The sequence below is a fragment of the Gemmatimonadota bacterium genome (genome assembly GCA_009841265.1).
GTDB lineage: Bacteria > JAAXHH01 > JAAXHH01 > JAAXHH01 > JAAXHH01 > JAAXHH01.
This window is the reverse complement of sequence record VXMB01000009.1, coordinates 1296483-1313641: the sequence shown is the minus strand read 5'-3', so window position 1 is coordinate 1313641 and position 17159 is coordinate 1296483. Positions and strand designations below refer to the sequence as shown.

The window sequence follows — 17159 nt, the reverse complement described above, 5'->3', positions numbered from 1 at the left end:
GGTGTGCCTCCGCCCCTGCCGGCGCGCGGCAACTAATTAAGGAATATACAGGTTTTCGGCACTATCCGGCAATCAACTTTTCCCCGCAGAACGTCCGGGTCCACTGGTCCGCCGCCATGATGGATTCCAGGGTGACGGGCGCCGTGAGATCCGGCGCGGCCAGGTGTTTGTCCATGGCGTCGGCGATGATGCGCGGTATGTCGGTGAACCCGATCCGCTGCCGGAGGAAGGCCTCGACGGCCATCTCGTCGGCGGTGCTCAGGACGGCGGGCACGGTGGACCCGCGGCGGATGGCCTCGTAGGCCAGCCCCAGGCAGGGGAACATGGCCTCGTCGGGCGGGTCCAGGGTCAGGGACCAGTTCCGCGTGATGTCGAACCGGGGCCAGGGAGATTCAAGGCGCTCCGGGTAAGAGAGGGCGTATTGGATCGGTATGCGCATGTCGGTCGGACCCATCTGGGCCAGCAGAGACCCGTCGACCATCTCGACCATGGAGTGGATGATGGACTGGGGATGGATCACCACGTCGATCTTCGAAACGGGGAGGCCGAAGAGCCAGTGGGCCTCGATGACCTCGAATCCTTTGTTCATGAGGGTGGCGGAATCGATCGTGACCTTCTGCCCCATGTTCCAGGTGGGATGGTTCAACGCGTCCTTCAAAGTCATCTGCGCCAGGGCCGCGGGGGCGGTGTCGCGGAAGGGCCCGCCTGATGCCGTGAGGACCACGCGCTGTATCCGGTCCGGGTCCTGCCCGGCCAGGCACTGGTGCACCGCGCAGTGTTCGCTGTCCACGGGCAGGATCTCCACCCCGTTGCGCCGTGCCGATTCCATCACGATCTCGCCGGCCATGACCAGGATCTCCTTGTTGGCCAGGGCGATGGTCTTGCCCGCTTCGATCGCCCGCAGCGTGGGAACCAGCCCCGCGCTGCCCGGGAGGGCGCTGATGACCAGGTCCACGTCGGGGTGGGTGACCGCTTCGATCAGGCCCTCCACGCCGGTGTGGATCGACGGTCCAGGCTGACCGCCGCCTCGCGCGAACCCTGCGGACAGCCTGGCCCGCTTGGCCCGCTCGGCGCATTCCGCGTCCCGGACGGCAACCATGCGCGGGCCGAAACGCGCGCACTGCTGCTCCAGCAGATCGATCCGGCTCCTGGCCGTCAGGCTGTGGGCCGAATACCGGTCCGGGAAGGCCGCGATGACCTCCAGCGTCTGCGTGCCGACCGAACCCGTCGAACCCAGGATGGCGATGCGTTTCATGGCTAGTCGATACTCCGTCCGTATGTCCAGGCCGTCCGGACCGTCAGGACCGTCCAGGCCGTCCGCTGCATCATCCGGTCACGTAGGCCAGGTAGTAATACACGAAAGGCGCCGCGAAGAAAACGCTGTCGAACCGGTCCAGGATGCCGCCATGTCCCGGGATGATGTGGGAAGAATCCTTCAGGCCGGCGTCTCTTTTGACCAGGGACTCCGCGAGGTCGCCCAGCTGGGCGACGATGGCGCCGGCGGCGCCCAGGACGACACAGTGCAGCGGACTGAGAAAGGGAAACAGGGCGTACTGAAGTGCGAACATGAAGGCGACGGCGCCGATCAGCCCCCCGACGGCGCCCTCGACGGTCTTGCTGGCGCTGACACGGCGCAGCAACTTGCGCCGGCCCAACAACCGGCCCGTGAAATAGGCGAAGGCGTCGTAGGACCAGGGAATGGCGAAGGCGAGCAGGACCGGCGTCATGGCCCGCTCCCCCCATGCAACGACGTCGGCGCCGTCCATCGGCCACTTGCCCAGCAGGATCAGATGGCTGCCGAGCAGCCCGATCCAGGCTACGCCGAAGACCGTAGCGGCGATGTTGTGAAAGGGGTATTGCGCGTGCTTTCTGAATACTTCCGCGGCGGCGGTCGTGAGCAGGAGGGCCGTGAGGATCAGCGGGGCGTGGCGGCCCGCTTCGAGCCAGGCGTCGAGACATAGCAGAACAGCCGCGGGCACGCCGACGTACCAGTTGGGTTCCAGGTCCCTGGCCGCGGCGATGCCGTGGTATTCGCGCAGGCCGAAGAGCACGACAAGGCTTACGAATACGAAGAGGCTCGTCCCACCGAACCAGCAAATGAGCACGATGCACGGGATGAACACCGCGCCTACCAGGATTCGGATCCACGTCTCCGCGTAGGCCGCCATGGAGATCCACTCCGTTACGAGCTGTGTGAGGAGACCTGTTCGCCGGTTCGACCGAAACGGCGCTCTCTCGACTGGTAGTCCCGGATAGCCCCGATGAAGTGGCTTCGCGAGAAATCGGGCCAGAGGACCGGAGAAACCAGGAGTTCGGTATAGGCCAGTTGGTAGAGCAGGAAGTTGCTGATCCGCATCTCTCCGCTGGTCCGGATCAACAGGTCCGGGTCGGGCAGGTGCTCCGTGTACAGGTAGGACGCGAAAAGCGACTCGTCGATGGCTTCCGGGTCCAGCCGGCCGGCCTGGACGTCCAGGGCGATGCATTGCGCGGCTTCGACGATCTCCTGCCTGCCGCCGTAATTCAGGGCGAAATTCAACAGTAGGCGGTCGTTGCCCGCCGTCTGCTCCGTGATCTGCTTGATGACCTGCCGGTTGGATTCCGGCAACTCGTCCCACCTGCCCAGGAAGGAGACCCGGATCCCGTGCGCGCTGGCTTCTTCGACGGCGCCGCGGAGCGACTCGACGATCAACTGCATGATGGCCGCGACTTCACGCCTGGGACGATTCCAGTTTTCGGTGGAGAACCCGAAGAAGGTGAGGATCCCCACGCCGAATTCCCCGGCGCACCGGATCATCTCGCGAACGGACTCCACCCCCGCGGAGTGCCCCTGGTCCCGTGCGAGCCCCTGCTTCTTCGCCCATCTGCCGTTGCCGTCCATGATGAACGCGATGTGGCGGGGCATGCGCTCCGGATCCAGTCCTTCTTCCGAGACCGCCCGGTCTTGCTTTGCGTATCGACCCACGTCACCCCCGTAAGGCCGCCGCCGGGTATGGACCCGGATAGCCGGTATCCGCCTAGATCTCCAGGATTTCCTGTTCTTTTACCGATATGGCGCTGTCGATGGAGGAGGTATGCTGGTCGGTGAGATCCTGGATGGTCTTCTGGTGCCGCTTGCTTTCGTCTTCCGACAACCGGTGGGCCTTTTCTTCGGCCTTGATGCGTTCGTTCATTTCCCGGCGCACGTTCCGGATGCCGATCTTGCCGTCCTCGCCCAGTTTCTTGATCAGTTTTACGTATTCGAGCCTTCGCTCTTCGGTGAGCGCAGGTACCGGCAGGTGGATGACGTTGCCGTCGGAATTCGGCATGAGTCCCAGGTCGGAAGTCTGGATGGCGCGGATGATTTCGGGAACCATCTGCTTGTCCCACGGCTGTATCGAGATCGTGCGGGCATCCGGCGTGTTGATGGTGGCGACCTGGTTGATGGGGGTCATGGTCCCGTAGGCTTCCACCTGGACGTTGTCCAGCAGGGCCGGGTTGGCCCGGCCGGCCCGGACGCCGGCGAGTTCCATGCGCAGCACCTCGACGGACTGGTCCATCTTACGGCTGGTTTCCTTGATGATCTCTTTCGCTTCCACGATACACCTCTCTGGCATCGGAAAACCGGTTACGTTCCTGCCGGCAAGGTTGTTCGGCGGGTTATTCTCCGCCCAACTCGTACCGGACGAACCGTCTAACCATGATGTTCTCGCCCAGCGTGGCCACCGCCTCCGTGATCAGGTCCCGCACGGTCTTGTCGGTATCCCGTATGAACGGCTGTTCCAGGAGGCAGTTTTCCTGGTTGAATTTCTCGATTCTTCCCTGGACGATCCGGTCGATGATCTGGTCCGGCTTGCCCTCGTTCCGCGCCTGGTTCCGGTAAATCTCCCGTTCCTGTTCCAGGACGGCTTCTTCGATCTGGTCCCGGTCCACGGCGAGGGGCCGGGTGGCCGCCACCTGCATGGCGATATCGCGGGCCAGGGTCTGGAAGGACTCGTTCCGCGCGACGAAATCGGTCTCGCAGTTGATCTCGACCATGGTGGCGATGCGGCTGCCGGGATGGATATAGGTATGGATGATGCCTTCTTTCGCTTCCCGGGCACTCTTCTTGGACGCCGCCATTATGCCTTTCTCGCGCAGGAGCGTTACCGCCTTTTCGATACTGCCTTCGGTCTCTTGGAGGGCCCGCTTGCAGTCCATCATTCCGGCGCCGGTCTGGCTTCTCAACGTTTTTACGTCACTGGCTGATATAGTCATGAAATCGATTGAAATCTAGCGGATTTGATACGATCGGATCCGATCATCCGCTACGGCCGCCTTTCCCCGGCCACGTATCCACTTCAGGCTTGCTGTTCTTCGACTTCCTCGACCTCTTCGACCGGTGCCTCGTCCCCGGGTACAGGCCGTCCGGAATTGCGCAGCCCTTCCTCCGCGGCGCTCGCGACGACTTCCGTAATGAGGCTGATGGACCGGAGGGCGTCGTCGTTCCCGGGTATGGGATAATCGATCAGGTCGGGGTCGCAGTTCGTATCCAGGATACTGACGATGGGGATCTCCAGGGTATTCGCCTCCGCGACCGCTATCCGTTCCTTGCGGGCGTCCACCACGAAAATGACGCCGGGCAGGTCGCGCATTTCGCGGATGCCGCCCAATACTTTCTGCAGGCGCTCCCGCTCCTTCTCCAGGCTGGCTGCCTCTTTTTTCGTGAGCGCTTCCATGGTACCGTGCTCTTTCATTTTCTCGAGTTCTTCCAGGCGCTTGACGCTGGTCTGGATGGTCTGGAAGTTCGTCAACATGCCGCCGAGCCAGCGTTCCGCGACGTAGAACATGCCGCACCGCTGCGCCATTTCGATGATGATGGGCCTGGCCTGCTTCTTCGTGCCCACGAAGAGGACGGACTGCCCTTTCTCGACGGCCTTGCGCACGGCGTCATAGGCGATCTCGATCTGGCTGAGCGTCTTCTTCAGGTCGATGATGTAGATGTTGTTGCGCTCGGCGAATATGAACTCCTTCATCTTCGGGTTCCAGCGCCGGGTCTGGTGACCGAAGTGTACGCCCGCACCTAGCAGGTCCTGAATGGTCGGAATCCCCATAGGCGGTACTGATCTCCTTGTCTGGCAGGCGGTCAGGCCTGCGTCCTTTGAATTAACGCTTAGAGAACTGGAACCGCTTGCGTGCGCCGGCCAGTCCGTACTTCTTGCGTTCCTTGATGCGTGAATCCCGCGTCAGCATGCCCGCTTCTCGCAGCGGCGCGTGCAGGCTTTCGTCCATGTCCTTCAGCGCCCGCGCGATGCCAAGTCTCAACGCCCCGGCCTGGCCGGTCTTGCCGCCGCCGAAGGTCCGTGCGAACACGACGACCTGGTCGTTCATTTCGGTGAGCACCAGGGGTTCCTCGATCGCGGCGACGAGACCGGGCCGGTCGAAGTAGTCAAGCAGCGGCTTGTCGTTGACCTTATGACTGGCGCCTTCCTTCTTCGCGCGCAGCCAGACCTTGGCGATCGCGCGTTTCCTTCTGCCCACTGCGTGGTGTCCATGGGTATCCGAATTCATGCTTCTTTACGCTCCTTATATGTCCAGCGCGACCGGTTTCTGGGCGCTGTGGGGGTGTTCCGCGCCGGCGTACACGCGGAGTTTGCGAAAGATCTGACGGCCGAGGGCGTTGTGCGGCAACATGCCCTTGATGGCCATGCGCAGCGCCCGGTCGGGATGGCGGGCGGCCATGCGTTCGTAGCTGATCGTCTTCAGACCGCCGGGATAACCGCTATGGCGGTAGTAGAGCTTGTTCTGCGGCTTCTTGCCCGTCAGAACCACCTTTCCCGCGTTGATGACGATTACGTGGTCACCGGTGTCCAGGTGCGGCGAGTAGATCGGCTTGTGCTTGCCGCGCAGGATCTTGGCCACTTCGCTGGCCAGCCTGCCCAGCACCTTGCCGTCGGCGTCCACGACGTGCCAGTCCCGCTGCAGGTCTTCCTTTTTAACCGTTGGTGTCTTCATAGATGGTACACGCTCCTTTGATGGTACACGTTCCTTTACCCGGTGACGGCCGGTTCCCATGCATGGTGTGACAGTGCAGCGAGACGCTCGGCGTAGGGCGGTCTGGCCACGCCGCGTTCCGTGATGATCGCAGACACGTAACGGGCCGGGGTTACGTCGAATGCGGGATTGTACACCTCCACCTCCTCGGGGGCGGTGCGCCCACCCAACCCCTGGCTTACTTCGGCGGCTTCGCGTTCTTCAATCGGGATCCCGGCGCCCGATTCGATGGACAGGTCGATCGAAGAGTAAGGCGCTGCCACGTACAGGGGCACGTCGTGCGCGTCGGCCAGCACGGCCACGCCGTAGGTGCCGATCTTGTTGGCGACGTCGCCGTTGGCGGCCACGCGGTCCGCGCCCACGATCACGCAGTCGATCCGGCCTTCTTTCATGACCTGGGCAGCCATGTTGTCGCATATGAGCGTCACGCCTATGCCCGCCCGGGTCAGCTCCCAGGAAGTCAGCCTGGCGCCCTGGAGGACGGGTCTCGTCTCATCGGCGTACACGTGGACCCGCTTGCCTTCGCTGTGCGCCTGGTACACCACGGCGAGGGCCGTGCCCGCGCCGGCCGTGGCGAGCGCGCCGGCGTTGCAGTGCGTGAGCACCGTCTGTCCGGTGCGGAGAAGAGCGGCGCCGTGCTCACCGATCAGGCGGCACGTGTGCTCGTCCTCCGACTGTATGGCCTGGGCTTCGCTGAGCAAGGCGCGCTTGATGTCCTCCACGGGTGCATTCCGGTGTTCCCGGACGGTCCGGCGCATCCGCTCCAGCGCCCAGAACAGGTTGACCGCCGTGGGCCGGGTGGCCGCCAGCAGGTCCGCGGCTTCGTCGACTTCCCGGCTGAAGGCGGCGAAGTCGGCCGCGCGGCTGTGCTGAACCCCGACGACGACCCCGTAGGCCGCGGCGACGCCTATGGCCGGCGCACCGCGTACTCTCAGCCGCCGGATGGCTTCCGCCACGGACGCGATGTCCCGGCATTTGGTGTAGACCACTTCGCCGGGCAGGCGCGTCTGATCCAGCAATACCAGCACGCCTTCGTCGCGCTCCCACCGGATGGTCTTGAAATTCATGACTGCCGAACCTTTTCTTCCTGCTTGCTCTTCCTGCTTGCTGTTCCTGCTTGAGCCGGTCAGGGCGTAATCATCTCCATAAACCGATCGTGGCGGTCCGAAATTTCGTCCTGGGTAAGCGATTCGAGCCGCCTGACGCTGAAATCTTCCACGTTGAACGAGGCCATGACGCTGCCGTGCACCATGGCGCGTTTCAAGGCGCCTACGCCGGTATCGCCCGACCGGGCGAGGTAACCCATGAATCCGCCCGCGAAGGTATCCCCGGCGCCCGTCGGATCCACCACGGTGGCCACGGGGTATGAAGGGATACCGAACCAGGCGTCGCAGGTACAGAGCGTCGCGCCGTGCGCGCCTCTCTTGACCACCACCGCCCGCGGGCCGAGCTCCAGGATGCGTTCCGCCGCCCGCACGAGGTTGTGGTCATCAACCAGTTGCAGGGCCTCGCTGTCGTTGATGATCAGCACGTCCACTCCGCTGAGCGTCGACAGCAGCGACGTCCGTTGCCCCTCGATCCAGAAGTCCATGGTGTCGCAGGCGACGATTCCGGGACGGTCCGGATGGTCCGTTCGGCACGCCTGGGTCAGCACGTCGCGCTGAACGTCCGGATCGAGATTCGCCAGGAACACATGATCGTGCGCGCGGTGCCGCTCCGCCAGCACGGGCTTGAAACCGGAAAACACGTTCAACTGCGTGTCGATCGTGCGACGGTCGTTCATGTTGGCGGCGTATTCGCCCGCCCAGCGGAAGGTCTTCCCTTCCTTCACCTCCAGGCCCGATACGTCGACCTGTCTCTCCCGCAGGAAATCCAGGGACGCCATGGGGAAATCGTCCCCCACGACGGCAATGACGTCTACCGGCGCGTAGAAACTGGCGGCGGCCGAAAAATAGGTCGCCGATCCCCCGATCGCGTCGTTTGCCTCTCCTTCCGGCGTCTTCACCGAATCAAAAGCCACCGTTCCGACGACGAGAATGCCCAATCTATGCCTCGTGTTCCAGTGCGTCCACCCTGTCCCCGGGGACGCCCGCGTCGGACGTGCGGATGATCTCACCCGTTGCCGCGTCGGTCGAAACGGCGACCCGGGGCGCGTCTCCCCAGAGCCGCTCGAGTCCGTAGAATGCCCGGACTTCCGCTCTGAACACGTGTACGACCACGTCCACGTAGTCGAGCAGTACCCACCGCCAGCTCTGTTTGCCTTCCGTGTGCCAGGGCGTTGTATCCCGCTCTTTGAGATCCGACGCCACCTGCTCGACGACCGCCTTGATCTGCGGTTCGGAACCCGCCGTCCCGATGACGAAGTAGTCCGTGATGGACGAGAGCCCCCTGAGGTCGATGATCATCACGTCCGCCGCATTCTTGGCCAGCATGGAAAGGGTCGCCTGCTCCGCGATTTCCTGCGATGCCAACGCCACGATCAGTCGTTCTCCACTGAAAAGAGCAGTTCGCCGTAGTCCTTGCCGATCACCACCGATACGTCCACCAGGCGGTCATCGTTCCGCTGGAGCAGGACGTATTGCGTTCCCAGCGCGTTTCCGACCGCGCGGGCGGCCTCGGACGGCCCGTCCGTTCCCCGGCGGTCCAGCACGACCGTTTCCCGGTACTCGAAATGGTCGGCATTGTCGATATTGACCACGTCGAATCCTCGTTCTCTGAGAAACCGCATGGCCTGTTGTCCGATTCCCCGTTCACCGCATCCGTTCAGGACCTCCACCTGGATATGGAAGGCCGAGGGGTCGACGACCGACTCGACGGACCGTTCGGCGGACGTCGAGAATGCGGACGAGGTCGCCACCGAGTAGATCAGGTAGGCGTTCAGCCCGACCAGAATGATGATCACGCCTTCAAGCACCCGAACGCGCCAGCGGCCGCCTGACCCCAGTCTTTCCGGAACGGCGTCCGGCCGGTTCGCGGAGGGTTGGAAGACCTGTCTCGTCATGGCGGATCCCACGCGGATCGCGTCCTGAGGTACGGCCTGCAACGGGACCGTGCGACCATCGATATCTGCGTGCCAGAGATAACCGGAGAACTTACTAGGGGAATACACCAGGAAGGGAAACATAGGTAGGGTACCAACAGTGCTTCATCGACCAGCTCCTTTCACCATGCGATCCCCCTTTGTACCCCGGTCTCGACACAGTTCCGCCGTCAAATCGAACGCTGGTTCGACAGGCGGAATCCGATTCGCTTTCCAGACCACTATATATACAGAGTTGGAGGGTGCGGTGTCAACTGTTTTTTAGCTGTCACAAGGCCTCGCGCGGTCCCGTTCCAGCAGCCATGATTCGGCCGCCGACAGCTGCTCCGGGGTGTTTATCCCCATGGATTCTTCCGGCATGCCGGCCGGTGCGTCCGCGATGTGGCGGCCCTCCCGCCGGAGGATCTCGATGGTGTCCGTCAGGTAGTATTCGCCCTGCCGGTTCTCCGGGGTCAGCCGGTCCAGGGCCCGCAGCAGCAGGACCGGATCGAAACAATAGGTACTGGTGTTGATTTCCTTAAGCGCCCGCTGTTCCTCAGTCGCGTCCTTCTCCTCGACGATCCGGTCGATACGGCCTGCATCGTCGCGCAGGATGCGCCCCAGGCCCGTGGGATCGTCGACGCGGGCGGTGAGTACGGAGGCCGCGGCGCCGTCCCGGCGGTGCGCGTCGATCAACGATGCCAGGGTGGAAGGACGAATCAGGGGCGTGTCACCGGCGAGGACGAGGACGACGCCGCTTTCGCCGGCCAGCAGCGGTCCGGCCTGGCGCACCGCGTGGCCGGTGCCCAGCTGCTCCACCTGCACGGCGAATTCCGCGGCCAGCCTGGTCAGCCCGGGCTGACCGGGAAGTCCAGGCTGACCGGCCAGCTCCCGCCGCACCGCGCCGGCCTGATGACCGACGATGACGATGATCCGCCGCGGCCGGAGCGCCCGCACCGTGTCCAGCACGTAGTGAATCATCGGCCGGCCGTTTATCCGGTGCAGCACCTTCGCCAGGTCGGAGTGCATCCTGGTGCCTTTTCCCGCGGCCAGGATCAGCGTGATCAGATCGGCGTTGGCTTCTTCCATCGGGACTCCGGTTACGGCTCGGCGAGAAAGCGGACGAGAGGGTTCACGGGTTTCAGGTCATCCAGCAGGTCGGACACGGTCCGCCCGTATATAGGGTGGACCAGGTCCGGGTGGATTTCCGCCAGGGGAACGAGCACGAAAGCCCGTTGCGCCATGGCGGGATGGGGGATGTCGAGACCCGGCCGCCCGAGTACCAGGTCGTCGTAGAGCAACAGGTCGAGATCGATTTCGCGGGGCCCTTTTTCCCACGTGACGGAACGTCCCATGCGCGTTTCGACGTCCTTGAGCAATTCGAGCAGTCGCAAGGGAGCAAGCGTGGTCTCCACAAGGGCCGCGCCGTTGACGAAGTCGGGCTGGCCGGCGTGGCCTACCGGCCGCGTCTCGTACCATGACGAGCGCCTGACGATCCGGATCGCCTTATGCCCGGCCAGTTCGCATAGCGCCTGCCGGCAACTTGCGACGCGATCCCCGATGTTGCTGCCCAGTCCCAGCGCGACAGACGCCATTTCGCACCTTGCGCTCGCCTGATCCGATACGTCACGGTCCGGGTACGTCACGGTCCGGTACGTCACGGTTCGGTACGTCACGCCTCCCTGCTACGATGCACGGTGACCCCGGGGGTTCCCGAATGCGGCAATTTCGCGGCCACACCGGGCTTCCACAGTCTGACCACGACCTGATCCACAGGGGGGTAGGCGGAGAGCAGTTCGTCCGCCACCCGTCCGGCGACCGCCTCCAACAGACGGCACGGCTCGCCGCCGAGAATGCGTCCCACGCGCCGGCAGACGTCCGCGTAATCCACGGTATCGGACAAGCGGTCCGTCCGGGACGCCTCCGACAGGTCCAGGCGCAGTGCGACGTGGGCTTCGAATACCTGTCCCAGCGTCCGTTCCCGGGCCGTCACGCCATGATGGCCGAATGTGCGGATGCCCCGCACGCTGATCCAGTCTCCGGGCATGGGGAGGAACCGTTCAGGCCAGACTGACCGCGGGGAACGCCCGTTTGCGCAAACGGAACCGCGACATCTGCCGGTCGATGCGGTCGAGCGCTTCACGGATCTGCGACTCGTCGCCGTTGAAGGCCAATCGGACGTATCCTTCGCCGTATTCGCCCAGGTATGCACCGGGCACGACGAACACGCCCGCCTTGCGCAACAGGATGCTGAATCGTACGGAGGAATAGCGGGGCGGCACGGGTAGCCAGACGTAAGGTCCGCCGCCGGGCGCGGGCAGGTGCCAGCCGAGGTCCCGCAGCCCCGATACCATCAGGTCCCTTTGCGATCCGCACCGGGAAACCATGGCTTCCACGTGCCGGTCCAGACGGGGAAACTCCGCGGCCGCGGACGCGAGAAGGCCGGGCAGCAGCGGGGCATGCAGATGGGAGGTCAACTGGGAGATGGCGGCCAGCGCGGAAGGATTGCCCACCGCCACGCCCAGGTCGCGGAACATGCCCCCGGGCAGCACGGAAAGGGAAAACAGCTCGATGCCCACGTTCATCGCGCCGGGCGTCTGCAGGAGGCTCGGGGCTTCGATCCCGTCGTACGTAAGAAAATGCTGCGTCGCATCGTGACAGACGATGATGTTGTGCCTGCGCGCAAAATCGATGAGTTCCCGAAAGAACGAATGGTCCGCCACGACCCCGGTCGGATCGTTCGGAAAACCGACGTACATCAGTTTTGCTTGCCCGGCGATCCGGGGTTCGATCTGCTTCAGGTTGGGGAGGAAATCGTTTCGTCCGTGCAGGGGATAGGATTGGATCTGTCCATTCGCCAGCACGGCGCTTGTCCGGTAGGCCGGATGGGAGGGGTCGGGCGCCAGCACGGTTTCACCGGGGTTGACCAGCGCCATGGCCACGCATGCCGGGCCGACCGCCGAACCCGCGAAGGGCAGGACGTGCCTGTCCGGATCGATCTCCACGTCGAACCGGTACGCGAACCAGTTGCTGAATGCCCTGCGGAACTCGGCGCCTGTGAGCCGGGATGACTCGGCCGGTACTTCCGGACCGCCTGGGCCGCCCCGACCACCGGTGGCCGGAACGGAGTCGGATGCCCTTTCAATGGCAGCCTGTCCCGGGGGAAGGTCGTCGATGCCCGTGGTCAGATCTATGGGCTCGATCCCCCTGGCGGCCAGTCTTCTGAGGTATCGTGAATGTTCCAGGGGCCGGTTCAGCGGGATCTGGTGAAGCCGTTCCGCGCGTTCTATTATCACCGGGTTTCTCATGGTCGCTCCGTCGCCCAGGACCTGTCTCCCTATCCGCCGTTCGGTCTCGGGGAAATATAGAATCGGCGACCGGCCGTAGCAAGAGAAAACCCCCGGTGAAGCCACCGGGGGTTTACCTGCAACCGGTCGGGGACCGGTTCCTTTTCGAAGCGTCCCGCTTAGTACATGCCGCCGCCGTGGGGCATGGCCGGAGGCGGGGTGTCTTCGGGGAGTTCAGCCACCAGCGCTTCGGTGGTCAGCAGCAGGCCGGCGATGCTCGCGGCGTGCTGCAGCGCTACGCGGGAGACCTTGGCGGGCTCGATCACGCCCGTTTCGGACATGTCGCCGTAGGTATCGGATTCGAAGTTGTAACCGAATCCGCCTTCGCCTTCCCGGATCTTCTGCAGGATGATGGAACCCTCCAGGCCGGCGTTTTCCGCCAGCTGCCTAACGGGCGCCTCGAGCGCCTTGCGCACGATGCCGGCGCCGACGGTTTCGTCACCCTCGGTATCCAGTCCGTTGTCCAGCGCGGAGAGCGCGCGGATGAACGTGACGCCGCCGCCCGGTACGACCCCTTCCTCGATGGCCGCCTTGGCGTTGTTGAGGGCGTCTTCGACCCGTGCCTTCTTTTCCTTCATCTCGGCTTCCGTCGCGGCGCCCACGTTGATGACCGCCACGCCGCCCGCCAGCTTGGCCAGACGTTCCTGCAGCTTCTCCCGGTCGTAATCGGAGGTGGTCTCCTCGATCTGGGCGCGGATCTGGTTGATGCGTCCCTGGATCGCGTCGGTGCCGCCGGCGCCTTCGACGATCGTCGTGTTGTCTTTGTCGAGGTTGACGCGCTTGGCCGTACCCAGGTCGCCCACGGTCACGTTTTCCAGCTTGAAGCCGGCGTCCTCGGAGATGACCGTACCGCCGGTCAGGATGGAGATATCCTCGAGCATGGCCTTCCGCCGGTCGCCGAACCCGGGCGCCTTGACCGCGGCGACCTTCAGGGTGCCGCGAAGCTTGTTGACCACCAGCAGGGCAAGGGCCTCGCCCTCGATGTCCTCGGCGATGATCAGCAGCGGGGAACCGCTCTGGGCGATCTTCTCGACGACGGGATAGATATCCTTGACGGCGCTGATCTTCTTGTCGTGAATCAGGATCTTCGTGTCCTCGAGTACCGCTTCCATGGACTCGGAATCGGTAACGAAGTAAGGTGACAGATAACCGCGGTCGAACTGCATGCCCTCCACGACGTCCAGGGAGGTTTCCATGCTCTTGGCCTCTTCGACCGTGATGACGCCGTCCTTGCCCACTTTTTCCATCGCGTCCGCGATCAGGTCGCCGATGGTGGCGTCGCCATGGGCCGAAACGGTAGCGGTCTCGGAGATTTCCTTCCGTCCTTCCACGGCCTTCGACATTTCAGCGATCGAACCGACCACCGCGGATACGGCCTTGTCGATGCCCCGCTTCAGATCCATGGGATTGGCGCCGGAAGTCACGTTCCGCAGGCCTTCCGCGTAGATGGCCTGGGCGAGGACGGTGGCCGTGGTCGTCCCGTCGCCGGCCACGTCGCTCGTCTTCGACGCGGCTTCCTTGATCATCTGCGCGCCCATGTTTTCGTAGTTGTCCTCGAGCTCGATTTCCTTCGCCACCGTGACGCCGTCCAGCGTGAAAGTGGGCGAACCGAATTTCTTGTCGAGCACGACGCAACGTCCCTTGGGACCCATGGTGACACGGACCGCGTCAGCCAGGGCGTCCACCCCTCGTTTGAGGGCCTGCCGGGCATCGGCGTCGAATGAAAGTTGTTTTGCTGGCACTTCTGCTACCCCCTGTGTTTCGCCGGGTGGAACCGGGCGATTCTGAGCAAGGCGAACAGCTTGGCTGTACGCACTTTTTGAGTCAACTAAATACTTGTATATTCAACAAGTAGTGATTCTGTAATTAGCACTCGAATGTCCAGTCTGCTAATATATGAAAGGTCATTGGTTGATGCAAGTGTTTTTTGATTTGCGGCGCGCGCGTTTTCCGGCGTTCGCCGGTGATATGACGTTGCGCGGCTCCTCACCCTGGCGCGGGAGGACCGCACCCCGGTCAAACGATCCGCCGCAGCAAGGCGATATAGATCAGCGCGGTGGCGAACATGATCAGGCTGTAGGTCGCCGCCGGCATGGTCGCGAGCCCGCCGCCGAACAGCATTACCGCGACCGCGATCGCGAGCGTCCCGTTCTGGATGCCGCATTCGATCGAAATGGCGGTCCGCTGGGTCGGTCCGGAGGTGAACATCCGGGCGAGGAACCAGGCGATGGTCATCATCAGCAAGTTGAGAACGAGCGTGACCAGCCCGGCCTGCGCGAAATAGGGGACGAGGTTGGCGCGTTGATCGTAGATCGCGCCGGCGAGTACGAGCATCAACAGCACCGCAGAGACCTTGCGGGCCGCTGGTTCGAACCGAAGAGCGAAGCCTTCCGCGATGCGGCGGATGACAAGACCGGTCAGCACCGGAACGGCAACGATCAGGAAAACGCCGAGTGCGGCGCCGGCGACCGATATGTCCTGCTCCGCCGAATCGCCGATGAACTGCCCGTAGGCGAAGACCACGATGGCCGGAATGGTGATCACGCTTGCCAGGCTGATCACCGCGGTCAGCGAGATCGACAGCGCCACATCGCCGCGCGCAAACGCGGTCAGGATATTGGAGGTCGGACCGCCCGGCGCGGCGGCGATGATCATCAGGCCCAACGCGAGTTCCGGCGCCATCGGCCAGACGCTGGCGAGGACGAAGGCAACCGCCGGCAGCAGGACGATCTGGGAGAAGGCACCCACCGCGAAGTCGCGCGGCCGGCGCACCACCCGGGCGAAATCGTCGAAGGTGAGCCCGAGCCCAAGCCCGAGCATGATGAAGGCGAGTGCCAGCGGCAGCGCGACGTCGATTAGTAATCCCATGAAGCCTGGTCTCCCTTCGATTGCCGACTTCGCCCGTGCGCGGCAGACTGCGAAGATGGCCGGCAATCTGCCGATCAGGCACGGGATGAACTTCGAATCCGCTGATCCAATTTACCTCGATCCGCCATTCAATCGCAATGCCAATTATGCCGCAAAAGTGGTCGCCGGATTTACGTACGAAGTCTAAGCAGTCTGATGGATCCGGAACGGATGACAAGGGGGCCGCCGTCCTGTCGGTCGAGCACCAGGCCGCCCTCCTCATCGATGTGGGATACACGCCCGGCGGATCCGGCAGGGCTGTCGGCCTCGACCGTCAACCCTTGCCAGGCGAGGCGGGCGTCGACTTCGGCAAGGAGAGACGCGGGCCCGGATGCCAGGTAGTCTCCGTAGGCGGACTCCAGGGAGGCCAGGATGGCCAGGAACAGGTCCTCGCGACTCACGGGGCGGCCCGATTCGATGCGCAGCGAAGTGGCGGACGCGGAAAGCTCGTCGGGAAACTGTCCACGGGTGTGGTTTACGTTGATCCCCATGCCGATCACGATGACCGGCTCGTCACCGGACACGACGCGGGATTCGGCCAGGATGCCGGCGACCTTGCGTCCTCCCATGATCAGGTCGTTCGGCCACTTGATTTCCACGGACACGCCGGCGGCCGTTTCCAGGACGGGGGCCACGGCCGCGGCGGCACACAACGTAAGCGGCGGGGTCCGGGCCACGGACAGCCGGGGCCTGAGCAGGACGGAAGCCCAGATACCGCATCCGGGGGGCGAGAACCACCCGTATCCGCGGCGGCCCCTGCCGGCCGACTGCTCATCGGCAAGGCAGACCGTCCCATGGGGCGCGGCCTGTTCGGCCATGTCCAGGATCACGTCATTGGTGGACCCCACCCGTTCGTGGTATTCCAGAACGCGGCCAAAGATCCGTGATGACAGCTTCGCGCGCATGCGGACCGCGTCGTACCGGTCCTGGAATCCATCCAACTCATCGCTCGGGCACGGGGGCTTCATCGTCGTTCCGTTCCGGTACATCCGTTTCAGTCGGAGGCCATCACGTTCAGGCCGATATCGAGCGCCGGCGCGGAATGGGTCAGCGCGCCGACGGAGATCACGTCTACCCCGGTCTTCGCGATCGCTGTGAGCCGATCCAACGTGATCGCTCCCGACGCTTCGACCACGATGGATTGATCCGCCGCGGTCAGCGCTCGGATCCGGCCGACCGCCGTCTGCATTTCCGCATCGCTCATGTTGTCCAGCATGATCCAGTCCGCACCGCTGCGCACGGCCTCTTCGACCTGGTCCAGGCCGCTCGTCTCCACTTCGATGTCGTACCGCCTGCCCGATCGCTTCATATTCGATCTGCAGGTGCGAACCGCGGCGATGATGCCGCCCGCGGCGGCGATGTGGTTGTCCTTGATCAGCACCATGTCGAAGAGGCCGTGGCGGTGATTGTCTCCGCCGCCGTGCAGTACGGCCCTTTTCTCCAGATCGCGGAGACCGGGCGTGGTCTTGCGGGTATCCACGATGCGCGCGCCGGTGTTCCGCACGGCATCGACGTATTGACGGGTCATGGATGCGATGCCGGAGAGGTGGCGCATGAAATTGAGCGCCGTTCGTTCGGCGGTGAGTACCGACCGCGCGGCGCCCCGCACTTCGGCGATAGGCTGGCCGGGTTCCACCTGGTCGCCGTCGGTCAACAGGGCCCGGAATTCCAGGCCGGGGTCCACCTCCCGGAACGTGAGACACGCAGGGTACAGGCCGGACACGATGCCGGGCTGCCCGGCCTCGAATTGGGCGCGGGCCACAGCGTCGGTCGCCAGCGTCCACTCGGTGGTGACGTCGCCATCTCCCACGTCCTCCCGCAAGGCGCGGGCCACGATTTCCTCAAGCGACGCCGGGTCGAATTTCGTGTCCACGGAA

20 protein-coding genes are annotated in these 17159 nt (G+C 64.0%); all 20 read right to left on the bottom strand.

All coding sequences use genetic code 11. The annotated features are described in order from the left end of the window. Positions 1–61 precede the first annotated feature (61 nt). A complete protein-coding gene (locus F4X08_10570) occupies positions 62–1255 on the bottom strand; it encodes a 1-deoxy-D-xylulose-5-phosphate reductoisomerase (GenBank protein MYD26245.1) in 1194 nt (397 codons plus the stop codon). Positions 1256–1325: 70 nt separating this feature from the next. After that, the gene (locus tag F4X08_10565; protein MYD26244.1) at positions 1326–2168 is read right to left on the bottom strand and encodes a hypothetical protein; all 843 of its coding nucleotides are present in this window, start codon (positions 2166–2168) and stop codon (positions 1326–1328) included. A gap of 14 nt (positions 2169–2182) precedes the next feature. Continuing rightward, complete coding sequence (locus F4X08_10560) at positions 2183–2902, bottom strand: isoprenyl transferase (GenBank protein ID MYD26243.1); 720 nt, start codon at positions 2900–2902, stop codon at positions 2183–2185. 112 nt (positions 2903–3014) lie between these two features. Continuing rightward, positions 3015–3593, bottom strand: coding sequence for a ribosome recycling factor (locus F4X08_10555; protein MYD26242.1), 579 nt, complete (start codon positions 3591–3593; stop codon positions 3015–3017). A gap of 43 nt (positions 3594–3636) precedes the next feature. Next, the gene (tsf, locus tag F4X08_10550) at positions 3637–4233 is read right to left on the bottom strand and encodes a translation elongation factor Ts (protein ID MYD26241.1); all 597 of its coding nucleotides are present in this window, start codon (positions 4231–4233) and stop codon (positions 3637–3639) included. 83 nt (positions 4234–4316) lie between these two features. Further along, a complete protein-coding gene (rpsB, locus tag F4X08_10545) occupies positions 4317–5069 on the bottom strand; it encodes a 30S ribosomal protein S2 (GenBank protein ID MYD26240.1) in 753 nt (250 codons plus the stop codon). 52 nt (positions 5070–5121) lie between these two features. Next, positions 5122–5526: a 30S ribosomal protein S9 gene (rpsI, locus tag F4X08_10540; protein ID MYD26239.1), complete on the bottom strand. Its 405-nt coding sequence runs from the start codon at positions 5524–5526 to the stop codon at positions 5122–5124. A 15-nt stretch (positions 5527–5541) separates the two neighbouring features. Then, on the bottom strand, positions 5542–5970 hold the full coding sequence (gene rplM, locus F4X08_10535; protein MYD26238.1) for a 50S ribosomal protein L13: 429 nt from the start codon (positions 5968–5970) through the stop codon (positions 5542–5544). A gap of 35 nt (positions 5971–6005) precedes the next feature. Further along, positions 6006–7076, bottom strand: a complete 1071-nt coding sequence (mtnA, locus tag F4X08_10530; protein MYD26237.1) for an S-methyl-5-thioribose-1-phosphate isomerase — start codon at positions 7074–7076, stop codon at positions 6006–6008. Between the two features lie 59 nt (positions 7077–7135). Further along, positions 7136–8053: a sugar kinase gene (locus F4X08_10525; GenBank protein ID MYD26236.1), complete on the bottom strand. Its 918-nt coding sequence runs from the start codon at positions 8051–8053 to the stop codon at positions 7136–7138. A 1-nt stretch (position 8054) separates the two neighbouring features. Beyond that, positions 8055–8486, bottom strand: coding sequence for a ribosome silencing factor (gene rsfS, locus F4X08_10520; protein MYD26235.1), 432 nt, complete (start codon positions 8484–8486; stop codon positions 8055–8057). 2 nt (positions 8487–8488) lie between these two features. Beyond that, complete coding sequence (locus F4X08_10515; protein MYD26234.1) at positions 8489–9133, bottom strand: LytR family transcriptional regulator; 645 nt, start codon at positions 9131–9133, stop codon at positions 8489–8491. A gap of 177 nt (positions 9134–9310) precedes the next feature. Further along, a complete protein-coding gene (locus F4X08_10510; protein MYD26233.1) occupies positions 9311–10117 on the bottom strand; it encodes an NTP transferase domain-containing protein in 807 nt (268 codons plus the stop codon). 11 nt (positions 10118–10128) lie between these two features. Then, on the bottom strand, positions 10129–10623 hold the full coding sequence (folK, locus tag F4X08_10505) for a 2-amino-4-hydroxy-6-hydroxymethyldihydropteridine diphosphokinase (protein MYD26232.1): 495 nt from the start codon (positions 10621–10623) through the stop codon (positions 10129–10131). Positions 10624–10700: 77 nt separating this feature from the next. Further along, the gene (folB, locus tag F4X08_10500) at positions 10701–11075 is read right to left on the bottom strand and encodes a dihydroneopterin aldolase (protein MYD26231.1); all 375 of its coding nucleotides are present in this window, start codon (positions 11073–11075) and stop codon (positions 10701–10703) included. 13 nt (positions 11076–11088) lie between these two features. Then, complete coding sequence (locus F4X08_10495; protein MYD26230.1) at positions 11089–12336, bottom strand: aminotransferase class I/II-fold pyridoxal phosphate-dependent enzyme; 1248 nt, start codon at positions 12334–12336, stop codon at positions 11089–11091. A 158-nt stretch (positions 12337–12494) separates the two neighbouring features. After that, positions 12495–14117, bottom strand: a complete 1623-nt coding sequence (gene groL, locus F4X08_10490; protein MYD26229.1) for a chaperonin GroEL — start codon at positions 14115–14117, stop codon at positions 12495–12497. Positions 14118–14391: 274 nt separating this feature from the next. After that, complete coding sequence (locus tag F4X08_10485; protein MYD26228.1) at positions 14392–15243, bottom strand: bile acid:sodium symporter family protein; 852 nt, start codon at positions 15241–15243, stop codon at positions 14392–14394. Positions 15244–15413: 170 nt separating this feature from the next. After that, a complete protein-coding gene (locus F4X08_10480) occupies positions 15414–16271 on the bottom strand; it encodes a biotin--[acetyl-CoA-carboxylase] ligase (GenBank protein ID MYD26227.1) in 858 nt (285 codons plus the stop codon). A gap of 5 nt (positions 16272–16276) precedes the next feature. Beyond that, on the bottom strand, positions 16277–17155 hold the full coding sequence (gene nadC / locus F4X08_10475; protein MYD26226.1) for a carboxylating nicotinate-nucleotide diphosphorylase: 879 nt from the start codon (positions 17153–17155) through the stop codon (positions 16277–16279). Positions 17156–17159 lie beyond the last annotated feature (4 nt).

Coding starts and splice junctions, on each gene's coding strand:
- folB (MYD26231.1), bottom strand. CDS start 11,075: ATGCCCGGAGACTGGATCAGCGTGCGGGGCATCCGCACATTCGGCCAT.
- F4X08_10485 (MYD26228.1), bottom strand. CDS start 15,243: ATGGGATTACTAATCGACGTCGCGCTGCCGCTGGCACTCGCCTTCATC.
- folK (MYD26232.1), bottom strand. CDS start 10,623: ATGGCGTCTGTCGCGCTGGGACTGGGCAGCAACATCGGGGATCGCGTC.
- F4X08_10565 (MYD26244.1), bottom strand. CDS start 2,168: ATGGCGGCCTACGCGGAGACGTGGATCCGAATCCTGGTAGGCGCGGTG.
- rpsB (MYD26240.1), bottom strand. CDS start 5,069: ATGGGGATTCCGACCATTCAGGACCTGCTAGGTGCGGGCGTACACTTC.
- F4X08_10480 (MYD26227.1), bottom strand. CDS start 16,271: ATGTACCGGAACGGAACGACGATGAAGCCCCCGTGCCCGAGCGATGAG.
- F4X08_10570 (MYD26245.1), bottom strand. CDS start 1,255: ATGAAACGCATCGCCATCCTGGGTTCGACGGGTTCGGTCGGCACGCAG.
- F4X08_10515 (MYD26234.1), bottom strand. CDS start 9,133: ATGTTTCCCTTCCTGGTGTATTCCCCTAGTAAGTTCTCCGGTTATCTC.
- tsf (MYD26241.1), bottom strand. CDS start 4,233: ATGACTATATCAGCCAGTGACGTAAAAACGTTGAGAAGCCAGACCGGC.
- mtnA (MYD26237.1), bottom strand. CDS start 7,076: ATGAATTTCAAGACCATCCGGTGGGAGCGCGACGAAGGCGTGCTGGTA.
- rplM (MYD26238.1), bottom strand. CDS start 5,970: ATGAAGACACCAACGGTTAAAAAGGAAGACCTGCAGCGGGACTGGCAC.
- F4X08_10510 (MYD26233.1), bottom strand. CDS start 10,117: ATGGAAGAAGCCAACGCCGATCTGATCACGCTGATCCTGGCCGCGGGA.
- F4X08_10495 (MYD26230.1), bottom strand. CDS start 12,336: ATGAGAAACCCGGTGATAATAGAACGCGCGGAACGGCTTCACCAGATC.
- rpsI (MYD26239.1), bottom strand. CDS start 5,526: ATGAATTCGGATACCCATGGACACCACGCAGTGGGCAGAAGGAAACGC.
- F4X08_10560 (MYD26243.1), bottom strand. CDS start 2,902: ATGCCCCGCCACATCGCGTTCATCATGGACGGCAACGGCAGATGGGCG.
- F4X08_10555 (MYD26242.1), bottom strand. CDS start 3,593: ATGCCAGAGAGGTGTATCGTGGAAGCGAAAGAGATCATCAAGGAAACC.